This window comes from Thalassospira sp. SM2505 (assembly GCF_054901115.1).
Genome location: NZ_CM142731.1, coordinates 3,107,620 through 3,125,820, shown reverse-complemented (window position 1 = coordinate 3,125,820; position 18,201 = coordinate 3,107,620). Strand labels below are relative to the sequence as shown.

At 54.0% G+C, this 18,201-nt stretch carries 18 protein-coding genes; 14 read left to right on the top strand and 4 right to left on the bottom strand.

Annotated features, from left to right (window positions below; all coding sequences use genetic code 11):
* Positions 1 to 105 precede the first annotated feature (105 nt).
* The 6 genes from ACTU44_RS14740 (at position 106) to ACTU44_RS14715 (ending at position 6,069) form a co-directional block, all read left to right on the top strand.
* Positions 106 to 1,833, top strand: a complete 1,728-nt coding sequence (locus ACTU44_RS14740; RefSeq protein ID WP_462095770.1) for a thiamine pyrophosphate-requiring protein — start codon at positions 106 to 108, stop codon at positions 1,831 to 1,833.
* A gap of 84 nt (positions 1,834 to 1,917) precedes the next feature.
* Positions 1,918 to 2,394, top strand: a complete 477-nt coding sequence (locus ACTU44_RS14735) for a cupin domain-containing protein (RefSeq protein WP_181850166.1) — start codon at positions 1,918 to 1,920, stop codon at positions 2,392 to 2,394.
* Between the two features lie 143 nt (positions 2,395 to 2,537).
* The gene (locus ACTU44_RS14730) at positions 2,538 to 4,352 is read left to right on the top strand and encodes an alpha-amylase family glycosyl hydrolase (protein ID WP_462095769.1); all 1,815 of its coding nucleotides are present in this window, start codon (positions 2,538 to 2,540) and stop codon (positions 4,350 to 4,352) included.
* 157 nt (positions 4,353 to 4,509) lie between these two features.
* Positions 4,510 to 4,983, top strand: coding sequence for a hypothetical protein (locus ACTU44_RS14725; protein WP_336081423.1), 474 nt, complete (start codon positions 4,510 to 4,512; stop codon positions 4,981 to 4,983).
* 68 nt (positions 4,984 to 5,051) lie between these two features.
* Positions 5,052 to 5,564 (top strand): hypothetical protein, encoded by a 513-nt coding sequence (locus ACTU44_RS14720; RefSeq protein ID WP_114097240.1) that lies wholly within the window; start codon positions 5,052 to 5,054, stop codon positions 5,562 to 5,564.
* 10 nt (positions 5,565 to 5,574) lie between these two features.
* A complete protein-coding gene (locus ACTU44_RS14715) occupies positions 5,575 to 6,069 on the top strand; it encodes a PAS domain-containing protein (protein ID WP_336081420.1) in 495 nt (164 codons plus the stop codon).
* 27 nt (positions 6,070 to 6,096) lie between these two features.
* On the opposite strand, the gene ACTU44_RS14710 is transcribed toward ACTU44_RS14715, so the two are convergent.
* Both ACTU44_RS14710 and ACTU44_RS14705 read right to left on the bottom strand, forming a co-directional pair.
* Positions 6,097 to 7,329, bottom strand: a complete 1,233-nt coding sequence (locus tag ACTU44_RS14710) for a glycosyltransferase family protein (RefSeq protein WP_462095768.1) — start codon at positions 7,327 to 7,329, stop codon at positions 6,097 to 6,099.
* The gene (locus ACTU44_RS14705; protein WP_462095767.1) at positions 7,322 to 8,158 is read right to left on the bottom strand and encodes an HAD-IIB family hydrolase; all 837 of its coding nucleotides are present in this window, start codon (positions 8,156 to 8,158) and stop codon (positions 7,322 to 7,324) included. Before ACTU44_RS14705 ends, ACTU44_RS14710 begins: the two co-directional genes overlap by 8 nt.
* Positions 8,159 to 8,456: 298 nt before the next feature.
* Between ACTU44_RS14705 and ACTU44_RS14700 the strand changes: the two genes are divergently transcribed.
* The 4 genes from ACTU44_RS14700 to ACTU44_RS14685 all read left to right on the top strand — a co-directional run bounded on the left by ACTU44_RS14700 (position 8,457) and on the right by ACTU44_RS14685 (position 11,793).
* Complete coding sequence (locus ACTU44_RS14700) at positions 8,457 to 9,386, top strand: hypothetical protein (protein ID WP_462095766.1); 930 nt, start codon at positions 8,457 to 8,459, stop codon at positions 9,384 to 9,386.
* Between the two features lie 231 nt (positions 9,387 to 9,617).
* On the top strand, positions 9,618 to 10,784 hold the full coding sequence (pobA, locus tag ACTU44_RS14695; RefSeq protein ID WP_114097245.1) for a 4-hydroxybenzoate 3-monooxygenase: 1,167 nt from the start codon (positions 9,618 to 9,620) through the stop codon (positions 10,782 to 10,784).
* Between the two features lie 221 nt (positions 10,785 to 11,005).
* Complete coding sequence (locus ACTU44_RS14690) at positions 11,006 to 11,299, top strand: ElaB/YgaM/YqjD family protein (RefSeq protein WP_336081412.1); 294 nt, start codon at positions 11,006 to 11,008, stop codon at positions 11,297 to 11,299.
* A complete protein-coding gene (locus tag ACTU44_RS14685) occupies positions 11,296 to 11,793 on the top strand; it encodes a phage holin family protein (RefSeq protein ID WP_462095765.1) in 498 nt (165 codons plus the stop codon). Before ACTU44_RS14690 ends, ACTU44_RS14685 begins: the two co-directional genes overlap by 4 nt.
* Positions 11,794 to 11,834: 41 nt before the next feature.
* On the opposite strand, the gene hpt is transcribed toward ACTU44_RS14685, so the two are convergent.
* Positions 11,835 to 12,371, bottom strand: coding sequence for a hypoxanthine phosphoribosyltransferase (gene hpt, locus ACTU44_RS14680; protein WP_114097248.1), 537 nt, complete (start codon positions 12,369 to 12,371; stop codon positions 11,835 to 11,837).
* A gap of 193 nt (positions 12,372 to 12,564) precedes the next feature.
* Entirely contained in the window at positions 12,565 to 13,518 is a 954-nt protein-coding gene (locus tag ACTU44_RS14675) for a LysR family transcriptional regulator (protein ID WP_336081410.1), read from the bottom strand.
* Positions 13,519 to 13,655: 137 nt separating this feature from the next.
* Here ACTU44_RS14675 and ACTU44_RS14670 point away from each other — a divergent pair, with 137 nt between their 5' ends.
* The 4 genes from ACTU44_RS14670 to ACTU44_RS14655 are packed head-to-tail and all read left to right on the top strand — an operon-like array spanning position 13,656 to position 18,175.
* Entirely contained in the window at positions 13,656 to 14,624 is a 969-nt protein-coding gene (locus tag ACTU44_RS14670; RefSeq protein ID WP_114097250.1) for a TAXI family TRAP transporter solute-binding subunit, read from the top strand.
* 31 nt (positions 14,625 to 14,655) lie between these two features.
* Positions 14,656 to 16,524 carry a TRAP transporter permease gene (locus tag ACTU44_RS14665; RefSeq protein WP_114097251.1) on the top strand — a complete coding sequence of 623 codons (1,869 nt, stop codon included), beginning with the start codon at positions 14,656 to 14,658 and terminating at the stop codon, positions 16,522 to 16,524.
* Positions 16,521 to 17,858: an acyclic terpene utilization AtuA family protein gene (locus ACTU44_RS14660; RefSeq protein WP_462095764.1), complete on the top strand. Its 1,338-nt coding sequence runs from the start codon at positions 16,521 to 16,523 to the stop codon at positions 17,856 to 17,858. Before ACTU44_RS14665 ends, ACTU44_RS14660 begins: the two co-directional genes overlap by 4 nt.
* Positions 17,858 to 18,175, top strand: a complete 318-nt coding sequence (locus tag ACTU44_RS14655; protein WP_462095763.1) for an AtuA-related protein — start codon at positions 17,858 to 17,860, stop codon at positions 18,173 to 18,175. The genes ACTU44_RS14660 and ACTU44_RS14655 overlap by 1 nt, the downstream gene beginning before the upstream one ends.
* The last annotated feature ends 26 nt before the right edge of the window (positions 18,176 to 18,201 follow it).

Genomic DNA, 18,201 nt, shown 5'->3' with positions numbered 1-18,201 from the left:
TGGCCGGATGTCATGCTTGACGACGCCCGGATTTCAATAATAAACTATATTATAAATCATATTTCAAATATAGAAATATTGAGCGTAAAAAACAAGAGGCGTCTGATGACAAAAGATACGCGTGAAACTTCCGGTCAAATCACCCTGACCGCCGGTGGGGCGGTTCTGGCCCGTATGAAGGCCATCGGGATTGATTATATCTTTGCCAATTCCGGCACCGATTTTCCGCCGATCATCGAAGGTCTGGCCGAAGCTGCGGCAAAGGATATCGATCTTCCCAATGCGCTGATCATGCCGCACGAAAATGCGGCGATGGGCATGGCGCATGGCTATTACCTTGCGACCGGAAAAACGCAGGCGGTCATGGCGCATACCAATGTCGGTCTTGCCAATTGCGCAATCGGCGCGATCAATGCCGCGACCGAACATGTGCCGGTCGTTCTGATGTCGGGCAGAACACCCGTGATGGAAAAAGGCCGTCTTGGTGCGCGCACCGTTCCGATTGGCTGGGGTCAGGAAATGCGCGATCAGGCAGCACTGGTGCGTGAAAGCTCCAAATGGGAATATGAGCTGAAGTTCCCCGAACAGGTGCCCGAAGTCGTTGATCGTGCCTATGCCATCGCATCATCCGTGCCCAAGGGGCCGGTTTATGTCAGCCTGCCGCGTGAAGTTCTGTGCGAACCCTGCCCGGGCGACGAGATTGACGGGCCGCTTCGCATGCAGCCGGTCCCGGTTGCCCCGCCGCAAGCCAGTGTCGAGGCAGCCGCCGACATTCTTGCCAATGCCAAAAACCCGGTGATCATTGCCCAGCGCGGGACGGGTACAGCCGAGGCCTTTGGTCGTTTGTCGGGCCTTGTGGATCAGTGGGGTATTCCGGTGGTGCAATACTGGGCGATCCAGCTTGCCATTGGCACCGAACATCCGATGTTCGCCGGTATGGATCCTGCGCCCTGGCTTAAGGATGCCGATGCGGTGGTGGTGATTGATTGCCTGGCACCCTGGTCACCGGAAATTCATGCGTTGCGCCCTGATTGCAAGGTCGTGCAGATCGGTCAGAACCCGCTTTACTCGCGCTTCCCCGGCCGTAATTTTGCCGCCGACCTGTCGCTTGTGGGTGAAACCGGTGATGTGATCATGATGCTGGCAGAAGCCATGGATCGCCGTCATGCCGATCATGGGGCTGTTTGCGCGGATCGCCGTGGCAAGGTTGCCGCGATCAATGCCGAAACCCGCAAAAAGGCGCTGGCAGCCGCCGATGCCGGGGCGGTGGATCCGATGACCAAGGCCTATGTGTCGCGCTGCCTGTCCGAGGCGATTGCCGGGCGCTCGGCCACCGTGTTTTCCGAGCTTGGCTGCCCGCTTGAACCGCTTTCGCTTTCGGAACATAGCAGCTGGTATCAGGAACCGCATTCCGGTGGTCTTGGCTGGTCGTTCCCGGCGTCGATGGGCTATCAGCTTGCGGATAAGGACAAGCTGGTTGTCGCGACCATGGGCGATGGTTCCTACATGTTTGCCAACCCGACGGCATGTCATCAGATTGCCGAGGCGCTTGAACTGCCGATCCTGATCCTTGTTCTGAACAATAATGAATGGGGGGCGGTGCGCCAGTCGGTGGCGGGGATGTATCCCAACGGCTATGCGGCAAAAACCAATGAAATGCCGCTGACGGCCCTTAAACCCAGCCCGGATTTCACCAAGGTTGCCGAAGCCAGCCGCGCCTGGGTGGCCAAGGCCAAGCGTCCCGAAGACCTTCCGGGTATTCTGCGCGATGCGATCAAGCATATTGACACCAAGCGCACCCATGCGCTGGTCGAGGTAACGATTGCGCCGTAAGACCACAATGCCGTAACGGAAAAGAATGCGGGTGTCGTTTGATCGATGCCCGCATTTTTTATGATTTTGACCAGTCACCTGACTATGATCGGCTTTCATCGGACCAACGATAACGAACAACAGGTTGACGGGTATATGGAAAAGCCGATCAAAAGCAGTCGTGACAACAGTCATCAGAAAGGGGCAAAGCCGCCTGTTGATGTGCATGACGGTGTGCCGCTGCTTGATAGTGGCGTGAATTTCATTGGCGAGCAGGTTTCCTATCCATCGGGCAAGGCACGGATCAAATCAATGCTGGCAACGATGGAGCCGGGGCAGAAAACCGGATGGCACAAGCATGGTGTGCCGACCTATGGCTATATCCTTGAAGGCCAGATCACGGTTGATTACGGCGATCGGGGCAAAACAACCTATTTTGCGGGCGAGGGGGTGCTGGAGGCCATGGATTATTGGCATGAAGGGATCAACGATGGTGATGTTCCAGCCCGTGTGGTTGTTGTCTTCATGGGGGCAGAGGGGGCTGAAAACGTGATTTACAAACCCGACGCTGTTGCGGATTAGGTCTTTATTTTCCGGGCTGTCATGGTCGCCGGGTGATGATCCTGCTTGGTTTTTCGGCATGAAAAAATCCCTGCTTGCATCCTGTGCAGTTTCATTATTTCATTGGTTTAACCGTTTGAATTTCCTGCCCGGAAGGAGCCAGTATGAATCGTGTTGTCGGAACCTCGGGGCGGATTGCGTTTGCCAGCGCGATGCGCAACCTTCTTGCCGATGTGTATCCCGGACATGATCACGAAGCCCTGGTGTTGCGTGTTTTCGACGAGCTGGGCCTTCCGATTGAAGGCGACGGACCGGAGCCAAAGGAAGAATATCTGCGCAAATGGGATCAGCGTGATGCGTTTCTGATTACCTATGGCGACAGTATCCATCAGGATGGCAAAAAGGGCCTGCAAAGCCTTGGCGAATTTCATCGCAAGTGGCTTAAGGACTGGCTGACGGGCATTCACATCCTGCCATTCCATCCCTTTACATCCGATGACGGTTTTTCAGTCAGTGATTTTGAACAACTGCGTCCCGAACTTGGCGACTGGAGCGATGTAGAGGAACTGTCAAAGCACGGAACCGTCATGGCCGATCTGGTGGCGAACCACATATCGGCATCGCACCCCTGGTATCAGCAGTTTCTGGCCGGTGAAAAGCCCGGTGTCGATTACATCAAAACCGCAAGCCCCGATGATGACCTTTCCGATGTTGTGCGCCCGCGCAGTCATGCGTTGCTGAATGATGTGGTGACCAGGGACGGTGAAAAGCATGTCTGGTGCACATTCAGCTATGATCAGGTCGATCTGGATTATGGCAATCCCGATGTGTTTTTTGAAATGCTGCGCGTGGTCCTGAATTACCTGAAACATGGTGTGCGCGTCGTGCGCCTTGATGCCATCGGCTTTATCTGGAAAGAGGCCGGGACGACGTCAATCAACCTTGATCAGACCCATAAACTGATCAAGGCGATGCGACTGGCCTGCAATGCCGTGCATCCCGATGTGCTTTTCATTACCGAAACCAATCTGCCGCTTCTGGAGAATCTCTCCTATTTCGGTAATCAGGATGAGGCGCATCTGATTTACAATTTCTCGCTGCCGCCGGTGATCATTCATGCATTGCTCAGCGGCCGGTCTGACTATATCCGCAAATGCATCATGGCGATGCCGCCCGCCCCGGCAGGCTGTACGTTCTTTAACTTTACGGCCAGCCACGACGGTATTGGTCTGCGTCCGGCCGAGAACCTTATTCCTGATGAAGATATCGACGGGCTTCGCGAACATGCCCTTAGGATGGGCGGGCAAGTCAGCTATCGTGCGCTTAAGGGCGGTGGGCAAAAGCCCTATGAGCTGAACGTCACGCTATATAGCATGCTGGCCGAAAACTTTGCCGGTGAGGCGACGATGGGGCTTGAGCGCTTTGTGATGAGTCAGGCGATTGCCATGTCTCTGGAAGGCATTCCGGCCATCTATGTCCAGACCATCCTTGCCACCGAAAATGATCAGAAGGCCTATGAAGAGACCGGCATTCCGCGCCGTCTGAACCGCAAGGTCTGGCAACTTGCGGATGCCGAACGGGTCTTGTCCGAAGATGGTCCGGCTAAATCGGCGTTTGATCAGCTACGCGCCCTGATGTCGATCCGCATGGGGCAACCGGCATTCCATCCCAATGCGACGCAATATACCCTTAATCTTGGCCCTGATCTTTTGGGGATATGGCGGCAGTCGCATCTTAATGAACAAAGTATTTTCTGTGTCTTTAACCTGACCGAAGAACCGCAGGCGCTTGATCTTTCGAAGATCAACCTGATCATGACAGAAGGCTGGCAGGATCTGATCACCCAGCAGGTGATCGAGGATTATGACGGCATCATGAAGCTCGCCCCCTATCAGATCGTCTGGATTTCCAATCTTGATGGCCGGAATCGCACCGAAAGCCGGTTGCTGCAACGCTATCGCGACGCGATGCCGGTTTAGGAAGCTACGTGAAACTGCCGATGGATTTTCAGGTTTCTGCACCGTTTCAGAAGTTTTTACACAAATTTGACAGTGCTTTCGAGTTTGTCATTGCGTCGTGATTTGTGCTTTGCAAAAATTATGAGACATAGAGAAGACCTAGAGGGCATTTTACGCAATGGCGTATGCGCAGGAAGTTCTTATTCCGCAATTGCCCGATGATACAGACAGCCATGTCCGGGCATATTATGAGACATGGCGCGAGGCGGCCAGGAATGGCAGCGTGCCGGATCGCAGAGTGCTGACCAGTGACGTTTTGTCACCGTGGCTTGATGATATCTGTATCTATGAATATCTTCCCCAAAAGCGTGATTTTGTGATCCGCATTGATGCGCCCAATATCATTGCCGCCAGTGGCGAGACATATCTTGGCTGTTCGCCGCGCCAGATTGATCTCGACTTCGGGACGACCCTGCATGCGGTGTTGCTTGAAGTGATCGACAATGGTGCACCTGCCATACACAGGATCGGGTATGAACGCAGAGTATGGGAAGAATGGTTGCGGCTTTTGTTGCCTGTGACAACCTCTGACCGTCAGGGTGGAGTAATCCATCAGGTGTTTGTCACCCATTTCCTTTATCGTGGCCATTAGCGAATATTTATTAGCCGTTACTTGTTTTGAAGCAAGGCTTTCCCACGTGAATAGTCGGGGGATATGCCATGACATCATCACGCGTGCTTGAATCATCGGATACCGAGCTGGAAGGTTTGCCAGATCACACAGATGCCAGGGTCATTTCTTTGGTAGATACCTGGTATGATGCGGTGATGCATGCTGGCGGGGAAGGTATCCCGACGCGTTCGATTTTAAGTGCAGAACGCCTGAGCCGGTGGCGTGATGACATCAGTATTTACGAGTATCTGCCAATCAAGAATGATTTTCTGATCAGGATTGATGCGCCGTCTTTTGTTGCCGCAAGTGGCGAAAGTTTTCAGGGCACGACCCCGCGTGAGATCGATCTGAAATATGGAACCTGCCTGATGGCGGCATTGTTGAAAACCCTGAATGAAAAGCGCCCGACATTTCATTATATTCAGTTGGTCGGGCAATATGGAAAATGTCGGCAATGGTTGCGGGTTTTGCTACCTGCACGGACAACCGATCAGTGCGGCGACCCGATCTTTCAGGTTCTTGGCGCGCGATTTCCATGCGAGCCCATCCACGATAATTGACGGGTTAAGGATGACGACGCTTTACAGCTCACAGGAAAAAGAAGTGCCGTTGCAAACGCTTGCAGCGGATGCGCCGCGTCAGGCCCATGATCTGTTGTCCTTTTGGCTGCGCTTTGCCAAAGCCGGAAATATTCCCACGCGGGATGACTTTACCCCCGAAAACCTCGCGCCATGGATCAATGATATCAGCATTTATGAATATCACGCAGGCAAGGATGATTTTCAGATATTGCTGGAGGGGGAGAATATTGTTGCCCTGACCGGCGAGGATTGGCGTGGTGCTTTTGCCCGCGAGGTCGATTGCCATTTCTCGACCGCGCTGCATGCGTCGCTATCTTTGGCGCGCCTCACCGGACAGCCGCAAATCCATCAGTTGCAGATTTTTCAGAAGGAATGGCGAAGCGGTATCCGTCTTCTGTTGCCGGTATTGCTCAAAAAGAAAGGCCAGAAAGACATTATGCAGGTCTTTCTGGCCATATTCCCGATGAGCGAAATGCAATCGTAATTCGCCCGATCCGTTTGATCGGAGTGCCTATTCCTTGCCGATATCCATATCGTTCAGATCATCTTCCACAGCGCCGGACAGATGTTCGAAAATGTCACCCATCGCACTTTCAACGCGCTGCCAGCTTGGAATAAACGGACTTTCAAGCGGGTTTTCAAGATAGTGCTGACCGGCGCTTATGATGACCTCTGACAATACCTCGACGCATTTTTCTTCTTCGTCGCGGTTGATCTTGAGGCCGTTAAACAATGCGTCCGCGCGATATTGTTCAATCAGATCAAGGGCGACGCGGTAATAAGTCGCCTTGATCGTGCGAAATGTCTCGTGCGAGAAAATCGTGCCCTGGGTTGCGAGTTTGCGGAACAGTGATTTGGCGATATCACCAGCCATCCTTGAAAGCCCGTCATCTTTTTGCGCCGGGGCAAATTCACGATGCTTGTGATCATAGATATCGGCAATATCGACCTGGGCGAGGCGATGGACCGTGTGGTTGCGATACATTTCCGAAAGCATCGAAATTTCAAGTCCCCAGTCCGATGCGACCCGCAAGCCATAGGCAACATCGGTACGGATTGCCATTTCCCCCGATAGGGAATAGCGGAAGCAGTCAAGATAATTCAGGAAGTCGGTCTTGCCGATAACCTGCTTGAGCGCGCGGATCAGCGGGGTGACAAACAGGCGACAGACCCGGCCCTTGAGTGTGCCATTGGCAACGCGTGCATAATAGCCCTTGGCAAAGGCAAAGTTGAATGCCGGATTGGCAATCGGATACATCAGCTTGGCCGGAAGGTCGGGCGTGTAGGTAGCAATATCGCAATCATGAATGCCAATCACCGAGCTTCGCCCCGATGCCAGCGTATAGCCCATGCAATACCAGACATTGCGACCCTTGCCCGGTTCGTATCGGGCCAGCCCAAATTCATCAAGCCGGTCATGGACATTGCGCAAACGCGGACCATCATTCCACAGAATGCGCACATGTTGCGGCAGGTCCTTGAAGAATTCACGGGCATGAAGATATTGCTGAGCGTTGGCGCGGTCGAGACCCACGACGATCTGGTCAATATAGGTCGCCTGTTTGAGACCTTCGACGATGGTCGTCATGGCTGGCGTTTCAAGCTCGGAATACAGGCACGGCAAAATCAGGGTCTGTCGGCGTTGCCGCGCAAAGGCGGTCATTTCATAAGCGAGTTCTTCCGGATTACGGTCAATAATGCGATGAAGGGTTGTGATCGGGCCACCCTGATGGAAATCAGCCATGAAGTACCTCGCTGTTTTTATTGGTATTTGTTATCTCGTCCAAGATTTCATTAAGTGCGACATTCCACCCCGCTGGTCCGGGGTGCGGGGCAAGGCGCAAGTTCGAATGTTCAAGCAAAGGGGCCTTGCGACCGCGATTTTTTGTCGGGATCTGCACAGCAAAATCGGCCTCGGCCAGCATCGGGATATCGTTGGGGGAATCGCCAAGGGCGATGGTCGTGAAGCGTTTGACAGGTTTGCCTGACATGTCGCGATAAAATACGGCCAGCCGTTCGAGCATCCGCTTCATCGCATGCCCCTTGTTTGATGGCCCGCAGATCGTGTGAAAACGCCCCCCCTTGACCAGATTGAGCCCCTTTTGTTCCGCGATAGTGCGCGCGATCCTGACATCCTGTGCCGAGGGTTGCCAGATCAGCGGGTCGGAGCAATGGCGTTGCCCGGCGCGAATGGCATCATCAAGTGACAGGCCTGTTTCCGCGGCAATGATTTCCGGTTCCACGGTTCTGAAACTGCGAAGCGGGACATGGATCGCCGATCTGATCTGTTCGCGGACCATATCGATTGTTTCGGAAGACGGGCCGTGCTGTTCCATCGCGCTTTTCAGCGACACAATCCCGCCATTCTCGGCGATCAGACCGTCAAACAGTTCCGCGTTCTGATTGATATGTTCAAGTTCGGCCAGCGTTTTGGAAGATACGGCAATCAGCGGAATGGACAGAAGATTCACGCGATCAAGTGCCGGGCGAGCATCTTCCCAGCTATAGGTGTCATGATCAAGCAATGTGCCGTCAAGGTCGGTGAAGATGACGATAGCGCGGCTTTCTGGCATTATCCCGTTCTGTCGCGGTTTTAAGATGGTTTGAGACCGTGAATTGATCTCTTGTGCAACAGTTTAACACAGCGATCCCGGCGGATCGACCTTTCGCAAGATTAATTTTTGCTCACAGGTTTGATCTGGTTAAAAAACGAGCGCCTTAAATACAGCTTTGTGAATAAATTCCAGCTGCAACCCATTTTCTGCATCAACCGTGTCAGCAGGTGATATTGTCTGTATGGTATTGATCCGTTGTTGGTTCTTGTCGTGGTTTTGGGGACGAATAACGGATTTCACAATTCCGGAGATGCCTATGAGGTTGCGTCGGAAAAGTCACGTTTGCCAAGTGCTGGCGGCATTGTGTTTGTTGATCACGCTGAGCGGTGCAAGTGCCGCGACACATGCTGCGACTGCCGCACAGTTGGCCGGTGACCGGGATGCCAAAGCGATAACCCCGCCAATCCGCGATGTCATTGGCGAGCAGGCTTCTGAGCGCGTTGATCTTAAGGAAGGATATGAGTTTCGGGTTGCGGTCGGTGAATGGCCGCCAATGATCAGTGAAACCCTTCCGGACTTTGGCAAGCACGCCAAAAGGTTCCAGACCATTTTCAGCGCCATGGGCTTCAAGGTGCAGTTCGTTTTTGTGCCCTGGCAGCGGGCTTATGAGCAAACCCGGCGGGGTGTCTATATCGCGACATTCCCATGGCTTAGAACCGATATACGTATCGATGAGTTTCACGTTCCGCACTATCCGATTGCCCATGCACACCAAAAAGGCTTCTACAAAACCACGCGCTTTCCCGATGGTATCAACTTGAACCGGCTGGCCGATGTTCCATTGCTTGGATTGCGGCCCGTCGGGATTGCAAGTTACTGGTATGAAGAGGAATTCAGGAGGCTTGGTATCGCGGCTGATATGGTAAGCAATCCTGAATCAGCCTGGCGGTTTCTTGATGCCGATCGCGCCGATATCCTGTTTGAGGAAGAGGAGGTCGGATGGTTTGATCTGACCAGATTACTGGGTGAAAAGGTGGCTGCGACCTATGCCACCACCGATCCGATAACAACAAACAATATGTTCATCCTGTTTTCGCGCAATCATCCGGATGGCGAAGCATTGATGAGGGCGTATGAGCGTTATATTGCCTCTGATGAGGGGCAGGAAATCTGTAAGGAATGGTCCATCTGCAAGGAAGATCTTCCCGCAAGATCCGGTCAGGATCGTGACAGGAACAGCGAATAGTCGCCCGGCCCAAGCAACCCTTGCAGGGATTCCCCGAGGACGGGAGCGATCCAGAACCATATCGGAATTGATCCATAACCAAATATGAATACGTGTTCGATTTGTCCAATCATTATCCCGGTTTGTCCATTCTGTCCAAGCACTAACCAGCGTATTGTTTCCGCAATGGAATGGTTCTTGTTCCAATTAAAAAAGAACAATCAACAACCGTGATCTTGTGAGGAAATCGTCATGCATGTCCCTGTCGTCATTATCGGTTCCGGCCCGGCTGGCTTGCTTCTTTCCCACCTGTTGCATGTACAGGGAATTGAATCCGTCATTCTTGAACGCAAAAGCCGCGACTATGTCGAAGGCCGCATCCGCGCTGGCGTTCTTGAAATGGGGACAGTTGACCTGATGAAGCGGGTCGGTGTTGATGCGCGCATGAATAAGGAAGGCATCATTCATGGCGGCATCTATATCAGCGTGAATGGCAAACGTACGCACGTGAATATGGAAGAACTCACCGGTGGTTCGACGGTGATGATCTATGGTCAGACCGAAGTCACCAAAGACCTGATCTCGGCCCGTCTTGCCCATGGTGGCGAGATCGTGTTCGAAGCCGAGGATGTCAGTCTGCATGACATTGATGGCGACAAACCGCGTGTTCGATATGTCAAAGACGGCAATGAAACCGAATTGACCTGTGATTATATCGCTGCCTGTGACGGGTTCCATGGTGTCGGCCGCAAGACGCTTCCGGGTGTGCAGGAATTCGAAAAGGTCTATCCGTTTGGCTGGCTGGGTGTTCTGGCCCATGCAAAACCGGTTGCCGACGAACTGATCTATGCCAAGCATGATCGTGGTTTTGCGCTGTGCTCTATGCGCTCGGAAACCGTTGTGCGCCACTATGTTCAGGTGCCCAGCACCGATAAGATCGAAGACTGGTCTGATGACCGCTTCTGGGCCGAACTGCGCACCCGCCTTGGTGAAGAAGACGGTGAACTGGTCAATGAAGGCGAAGTGTTTGAAAAAAGCATCGCGCCGCTGCGCAGCTTTGTCGCCGAACCGATGCAGCATGGCCGTCTGTTCCTGGCAGGGGACGCTGCCCATATCGTGCCGCCGACCGGTGCCAAGGGCCTTAACCTTGCGGCAAGCGACGTTCACTACCTGTCCGAAGCCCTGATTGCGAAATACAAGAACAACCGTCAGGACCTGCTTGAAAGCTATTCGGAGACTGCGCTTGCACGCGTCTGGAAGGCAGAGCGGTTCTCATGGTGGATGACCTCGATGCTCCATACTTTCGGGGATCAGAAAGAATTTGACGGCCGCATCCGCGATGCCGAATTGCAGTATATCCTGTCGTCAAAGGCAGGATTGACCAACCTGTCGGAAAACTACGTCGGTTTGCCTTACTGATTGACGTAACGGGGATACCCACTCCCGTAAGAAGAGCTCCCACTCTTCATTTCCGCCCAGAAATTTCCGACAGGATCTTGGAACGGCCCGCAGCCCACGCGGGCCGTTCCTGTTTTCGCGGTTGAGCCAGGCTGCCCGAAAATGATCACAATTGAATTCGGAACCATTTCCACGACCGACCGTTTCCTGTGTGTTGGATTTCAATACAACAGGAGAAAATCATGGCGACCAAAACCGAGACGACGGCCGATACCGCAAAGCTGCAGGCCGATGTCGATGCACTTCGCAAGGATCTGGCAGAGGTCACCAAGACGCTCCGGACCATGGCGGGCGAGGGGGCGCAAACCCGTACACAGGCCGCAGCCGAACGTATCCGTGAAGTATCCGATCAGGCCCGCGACCAGTTTGATCATGCCCGCGAAGTCGCGGTGGAACGTGTGCGTGAGCGTCCGTTATCTTCCGTCGCCGTGACATTCGGTGTTGGCCTTCTGATTGGCCGACTGCTTCAGAAATGATTGACCAGTTGACGCAAACGCTTTCGGGCGCGTTGACAGATCTGGCAAAGGCTGCTGTACGAAAGTGCGCGGTCTTTGCCGTGATCGGTCTTGTGCTTCTGACGGGTGCTGGATTTTTGCTGGCTGCCGTCTATATGGCTCTGGCTGCGAGTTTCGGAGCAATTGTTGCTGCTATAACGCTTGGCGGCACCCTGATCACGCTTGGTCTGATTGCGCTTGCGATCATCATGCAGCGTGATCCCGGCGACGCGATTGACAGGCCGGCGAAGGATGAAATATCGTCAGAACGTGATGCAAGGGAAGATGACGTTCTGTTTGATCTTCTGATCCATTCCGCCATGACCGGCTATGCGACCGGGCAGGGCAACCACCCCAAAATGAAAACGGGGTTTGACCAGATGGTTACGGACCTTGATGCCCTTGGCGTTTTTGGCCGAAAACCCGATGTCAGGGAACCTGATGCCCGTACCACAGACACAACAAAGGCGGGATAGCATTGCTTCCCGCCTTTTTGATTATCCGATGCGTATCCGGCTTATTCGCCGTGGAAATGCACGGTGCCGATATAGGGCAGGTTGCGGTTGTTCTGGGCATAATCGATGCCATAGCCAACCACGAATTCGTCGGGAATATCAAAGCCACAGAAATCAATCGGGATTTCTACTTCGCGGCGCGACGGCTTGTTAAGAAGCGTGCAGATTTCCAGACGGTTCGGATCGCGGGTCTTGAGCAGGCGGACAACTTCCGAAAGCGTATAGCCGGTATCAATGATGTCTTCGACCAGAAGCACATCCTTGCCACGGATCTGACCATCAAGATCCTTTACGATACGCACATTGCGCGAGCTTTCAGTAGAGTCGCCGTAAGATGATGCGACCATGAAGTCGACTTCGACCGGAACGGTCAGCTTGCGGGCCAGATCGGCGATGAATACGAAAGAGCCGCGAAGCAGGCCGACAACTATCAGCTTTTGGGTGTCTTTGAAGCTCTCATTGATCTTGGCGGCAAGCGCGTCAATCTGGGTGGCAATTTCGTCCGCCGTGATCAGCGGCTTGACATCATAATCGGCCATAAATTCTGGTCCTGAAGCGTTGGGTTGTGATGTTTGGCTTGCTAGCACACGAAGGTCGTTCTGACCAGCCCGTGAATGGTAACAGAAGTATAATCCCTTAGATCACAAATACATTATCGCGCCATGGGTGAGGCAAGACATGCCTTTGCGCGGCAGAGATGCGAAGTCTTGCGCCTGAATGTCCCGGCGATCACTAGGATGTTGGCGAGCTGATTGTATTTTCAATGGTGGAATGGGGGATTAGTGATTTCAGGTTTCGATTTCTGACCAAGCTCAGAAAGGCCTGTGCCGCAGGGGATAACGTGCGGCCGGACCGCCAGACCAATCCGATTTGCCGTAACAAGACCGGACTTTCCAGTGGTCGGAATATAAGCGGCGAACGTCCAAGAACCGGCAATGTAAGTGATGGCAACGCCGTGATGCAAAGCCCCTGGGATACGAGCGCGCCTGCCGTTGCAAGATGTGCGACTTCAAACCGGGGACGAAATAGAAAATTGTTTTGCGCACAGGCGGCATCAATGACGGCTCGGACACTTGTTTCACGCGACATCGCCACCATCGGCTGTGACAGAATTTCTTCCCATTTATAGGTGCGTTCTTCCTGCAAGAAGCTGTTTGGTGCACCGACTGCGATAAACCTGTCACTTAACAGGCGCTGAAATGAAAGATTGTCGCTGTTTTCAACCACATCTGCCGTAAAACCGATATCGGCACGGCCCATTTCAACCTCGCGAAGCACGCCATCAGATAGCATGTCATTGAGTTGAAGGTCGACATCGGGGTGGGTGTCCATGAATTCGGCAATCAGCGGCGGCAACAGCCCGGCAGTGACAGAAGGCAGTCCCGCAATCGTCAGCTTGCCGCGTCTGGTATTCAGATATGTGTCAAATTCTGCCAGTGCAGAATCAGTGGTGTTCAGGATGCGTTCGGCGAGTCTCAGGAACATTTTGCCCTGATCGGTCAGCGCAACATTACGTGTGTCACGATCAAACAGTCGCGCCCCGGTGCGTTCCTCGATACGGCTGATCTGGCGGCTCAATGTTGATCCGGAAATGCCAAGTCGTTGAGCTGCCTTACGAAAACTGCCGCTTTCTGCCAGAAGACAGAAGGCACGTACTTCATCGGTATCAAGATTGATGCGTTTCATGCATCAATTATCTCACTATTTGATCTTCCTGCAATAAAAAATCTGAACCACACTTTCTGTCCGCCGAGAATAATCAAAGCCCAAGACTTGCCGGCGGAACATCAAACATGCCTGATAAGGCATAGGGAGGAAATATTATGAAAATCACGAAACTCGCCTTGGCGGGCGTGCTCGCCTTTGGTCTGTCTGTGCCTGCATTCGCACAGGACAAATTGCTGATCGGTTCTACTTCGGCTTCTTCGTCGCACTATGGCTATTTCGTTTCTGTCGCCAAGCTGATCAATGATGCGAAGAATGATATCGAAGCATCGGTTGTGGAAACCGGTGCCACGATGGACAATCTGCGTCGTATCGAACGCAACCAGATTGACCTTGGTCTGGTAACCACCAACGTTGCCCAGCACGCCCATTCCGGGACCAAGGCCTTTGACGGCAAGGCAATGGAAAATCTGGGGCTTCTCTGGGTGTATACCGGCGCGCCGCAGAATGTGATTGTGCGCGAAGATGCGGGAATCAGCAGCCTTGCGGAACTGGCCGGACAGCGTTTCAATCCCGGCATCAAAGGGTCTGCAACCGAAAGCACAACAGAGGCCGTTTTCCAGACACTTGGCCTGTCATCTGATTATGTCCGTGGTTCGACCACCGATGTCGTCGACATGATCAAGGATAACCGCGTGACTGGATATGTAAAATCCGGTGCGGGGCTTAAACTTGATAGCTCGACCCTTGATATCGCGACTTTTACACCGATCAAGGTTCTGAGCCTTACCGATGCGCAGAAACAGACCCTCCTTGAGAAAATGCCGGATGTGTCAGTGGTAGATATTCCTGAAGGTGCCGCTGATGGCGTTCCGGCCTATTCGACCTGGAGCTTTGGTGTCGGTGTTGGAGCTTCTGCCAATCTGTCCGAAGATGCGGCCTACAAGATTGTTGATGCCATCATGACCGACAAGGAAGTCCAGGGGGCCGCAATGGCGAGCGTCAAGGGCGTTAATCTTGCAGAGCTGACGCTCCAATATGCGACCATTCCCCTGCATCCGGGGGCCGCGAAATGGTTCCGTGAAAACGGGTATGAAATCCCGGCGAACCTCGATCCCGCAAAATAAAAACAAGCCTTGATACAAAGGGAAAACCGCCATGTCTGGACGTCTCCGGGACGGGTTTGCGTTGCTCGTCGGCATCTTCGTATTCTACACGGCCGCAACAGGTCCGTTTGAAAGTCTGATCCAAAGGGCGGTTTTTCTTGCGCTGGTTACCTGTCTTGGTCTGAGCCTTTTTCCGCTGGGGCAGGGCACGCCCTGGCGGAAGGCAGGCTTGGTTATAGATCTGGTTTTGGCTGCGGTAACAGTCACAGCCTGTTCCTATATTGTTGTGAACTACGACGAGATCATGACGACCCTGCCATGGGCGACCCGGCTTGATATGGTGTTGACACTTGGCCTTGTCGTCACGGTTCTTGAAGTAGGTCGTCGTGCCGTCGGCCTGATCTTCCCGGTACTGGTGATTGCCGGATTGATGTATGCGCTGCTTGGAAAATACATTCCCGGCAGCATGGGGCATCGTGGCTTTGACCTTGAATTTGTCACAGAAACCATTTTCCTCGGCGATCTGGGGATATGGGGGATGCTGACCGGAGTTGCGGCAACCGTGATTGCTGCCTTTGTCCTGTTCGGTGCCTTGCTGCTCCATACCGGCGGGGGGCAGAGCTTTATGGATCTGGCCATGCGGCTGGGCGGACGGCAAAGAGGTGGTGCAGCAAAAATCGCCATCATTTCCAGTGGCCTGTTTGGCATGATTTCCGGCTCGGCCGTTGCCAATGTTGCAACCACGGGAAATTTCACCATTCCGATGATGCGCCGTCTTGGTTATCCGGCGCCACTTGCCGCCGCCGTTGAAGCCGTGGCTTCAACCGGTGGGCAGATCGCCCCGCCCATCATGGGGGCAGCCGCCTTTGTCATGGCCGAGATCCTTGGCATTGCCTATGTCGATGTCATGGTGGCTGCGATTATTCCGGCTGTCCTGTTTTACCTTTCGGTTTTTGTGACGGTCCATATCGTTGCGACCCGCCGTAATCTTAGCCTTGTGCCAGAAGATGAACTTCCGGCATGGTCGGAAATTCTCGCACTGCGCAAGGTCTTGCCGATTGTGGCCGCCCTTGGCTGTCTTGCCATTGGCATTTTCATGGGGCGGTCGGTTGCGACTTCGGCCTTTTACGGCATGGCCGGTCTGCTGGTTGCGTTCATTGCGACCTCTGTCGGGCGGCTTTCCATGCGCGAAATGTGTGTGCGCGTTCTGGACGGGGTCACCGATGCCGGCAAGGGGATGGTGATTATTGGTGTCCTGCTTGCCGGGGCGCAAATCCTTGTTTCCATGATCAATATGACCGGCATTGGTGTGACGCTCAGTTCGATGATTGTCGCAATTGCCGGTGACTCAACCGTTCTGGTGGCGGTGATTGTTGGTCTGGTGTGCCTGATCATGGGCATGGGTTTGCCGACCACAGCGGCCTATGTGCTGGTTGCGGCTGTTCTGGCCCCGGCAATGACGGCGGTCGGAATTGACCCGCTGACCGCACATCTGTTTGTTTTCTACTTCGCGACCATTTCGGTGATCACGCCACCGGTATGTGTGGCGGTATTTGTCGGCGCAGGTATCGCGCAGACCAACTGGCTGCCAGCCGCATTTGAAGCCGTGCGTCTCGGGGCGCTGACCTATGTCGTGCCGTTCATGTTGCTGCTTTATCCCGGCATGATTGGTAGTGGCGGAACGCTGGCCGTGATCAATGCGGTTCTGTCGGGGCTTGTTCTGGTCGTTGCCATACCGGCATTGCTGGGCGGGCAGCCGCTTTGGGGGCGCCTGTGGGTGGATCGGGGCTTGTTACTGATTGTGATTGCCATTGCGCTGTGGCCTGCAATGCTGACCCCGTTGATTGCTGCGGGATTGCTTGGGGCGTGCCTGTTCTTCGGGCGGAGCGCCCGCCGCGCCATGCAGGAGGTCGGGCAATGAAAACCATCCGCATTGGGACTGGTGCCGGGTTTTCTGGCGACCGGGTGGAACCGGCGGTCGATCTGGCCCAACACGGCGACATTGATTATCTGGTTTTTGAATGTCTGGCTGAACGCACCATCGCCCTTGCCCAGCAGGCAAAGATGCGTGATCCGGATGCCGGGTTTGATCCGTTGCTTGAACGGCGTATGCGTGCCGTGCTTCCTGTGTGCCATGAAAAATCCATTCGGGTCATCTCCAATATGGGGGCAGCCAACCCGGTTGCCGCCGCCAGACATACAGTGGCGATTGCCCGTGAGCTTGGCTTGACCGGATTAAGGGTGGCGGCGGTTCTGGGTGATGACGTGCTTGATATCCTGTCGCCCGACGAATTCCACATTACCGAAACAGCCGCTACGTTACGTGATTTCAAAAAGCAGGTTGTATCGGCGAATGCCTATCTTGGTGCAGGCGGGATTGTTGATGCACTTGCGGCGGGGGCGGATGTGATCCTGACCGGCCGGGCTGCCGATCCGGCAATGTTCCTGGCACCACAAATCTTTGAATTTGACTGGAAAATGGATGACTGGACCCTGCTTGGCCGGGGAACGCTGGTTGGTCATCTTCTCGAATGTGGGGGGCAGATCACGGGCGGCTATTTTGCTGATCCCGGTCTTAAGGATGTCCCCGATCTTGCCCGTCTGGGCTTTCCGATTGCCGAAGTCAGTGCCGATGGAAACGCGGTGATTACCAAGCTTGAAGGTTCGGGCGGCTGTGTGACGGCTGCGACCTGCAAGGAACAACTGCTTTACGAAGTGCATGATCCGAAAAAATACATTCAGCCTGACGTGGTTGCCGATTTCTCGGGTGTCCGTATCGAAGAAATCGGGCCGGATCGGGTCGCCATATCCGGTGGTGATGGTTCGCCCAGAACAGGAAGCCTGAAAGTCTCGATCGGTTATATCGATTCCTGTATTGGCGAAGGTCAGATTTCATATGCAGGTCCGGGTGCTGTGGCACGCGGGCAGCTTGCACTCGATATCCTGGATCAACGCCTGGCTTTGGCCGGAATTGACTATGAGGAAAAGCGGGGCGAACTGATCGGGGTTAATTCGATTGTGACCAAGGCCGACATGGCAGGGGCACCGCCAAACGAGGTTCGCCTGCGCTTTGTTGTGCGGACAGATGACCTTGCGAGTGCAGCCCGTATCGGCGAGGAAGTCGAAAGCCTGTATCTGAATGGTCCCGCTGGTGGTGGGGGTGTTACCAAAACCGCACGCGAAATCGTCGCAATCGTGTCGGGGCTGCTGCCCGAACATCAGGTGCAGACACGTTTCGAAATGATGGAGGCCTGATGATGTTGTTACGTGACATTGCGCATTCCCGAACTGGCGACAAAGGCAATATTTCCAACGTGTCCGTTATCGCCTTTGACCCAAAGGACTGGGATGTTCTGGTCCGGCAGGTGACGGCAGAACGGGTGCGTGCCCATTTTGGTGCCATGATCACCGGCCCGGTCGAACGTTACGAACTGCCGCAGATATCGGCCCTCAATTTCGTCATGCATGATGCGCTGGCCGGTGGTGTTACCCGTTCGCTGGCCCTTGATCCGCACGGAAAATGCCTGAGTTCGCTGATCCTGACACTCGATATCGATATGTCAGCGGCTTAGGGCAGGCGGCGGGAAAACCGGAAAGT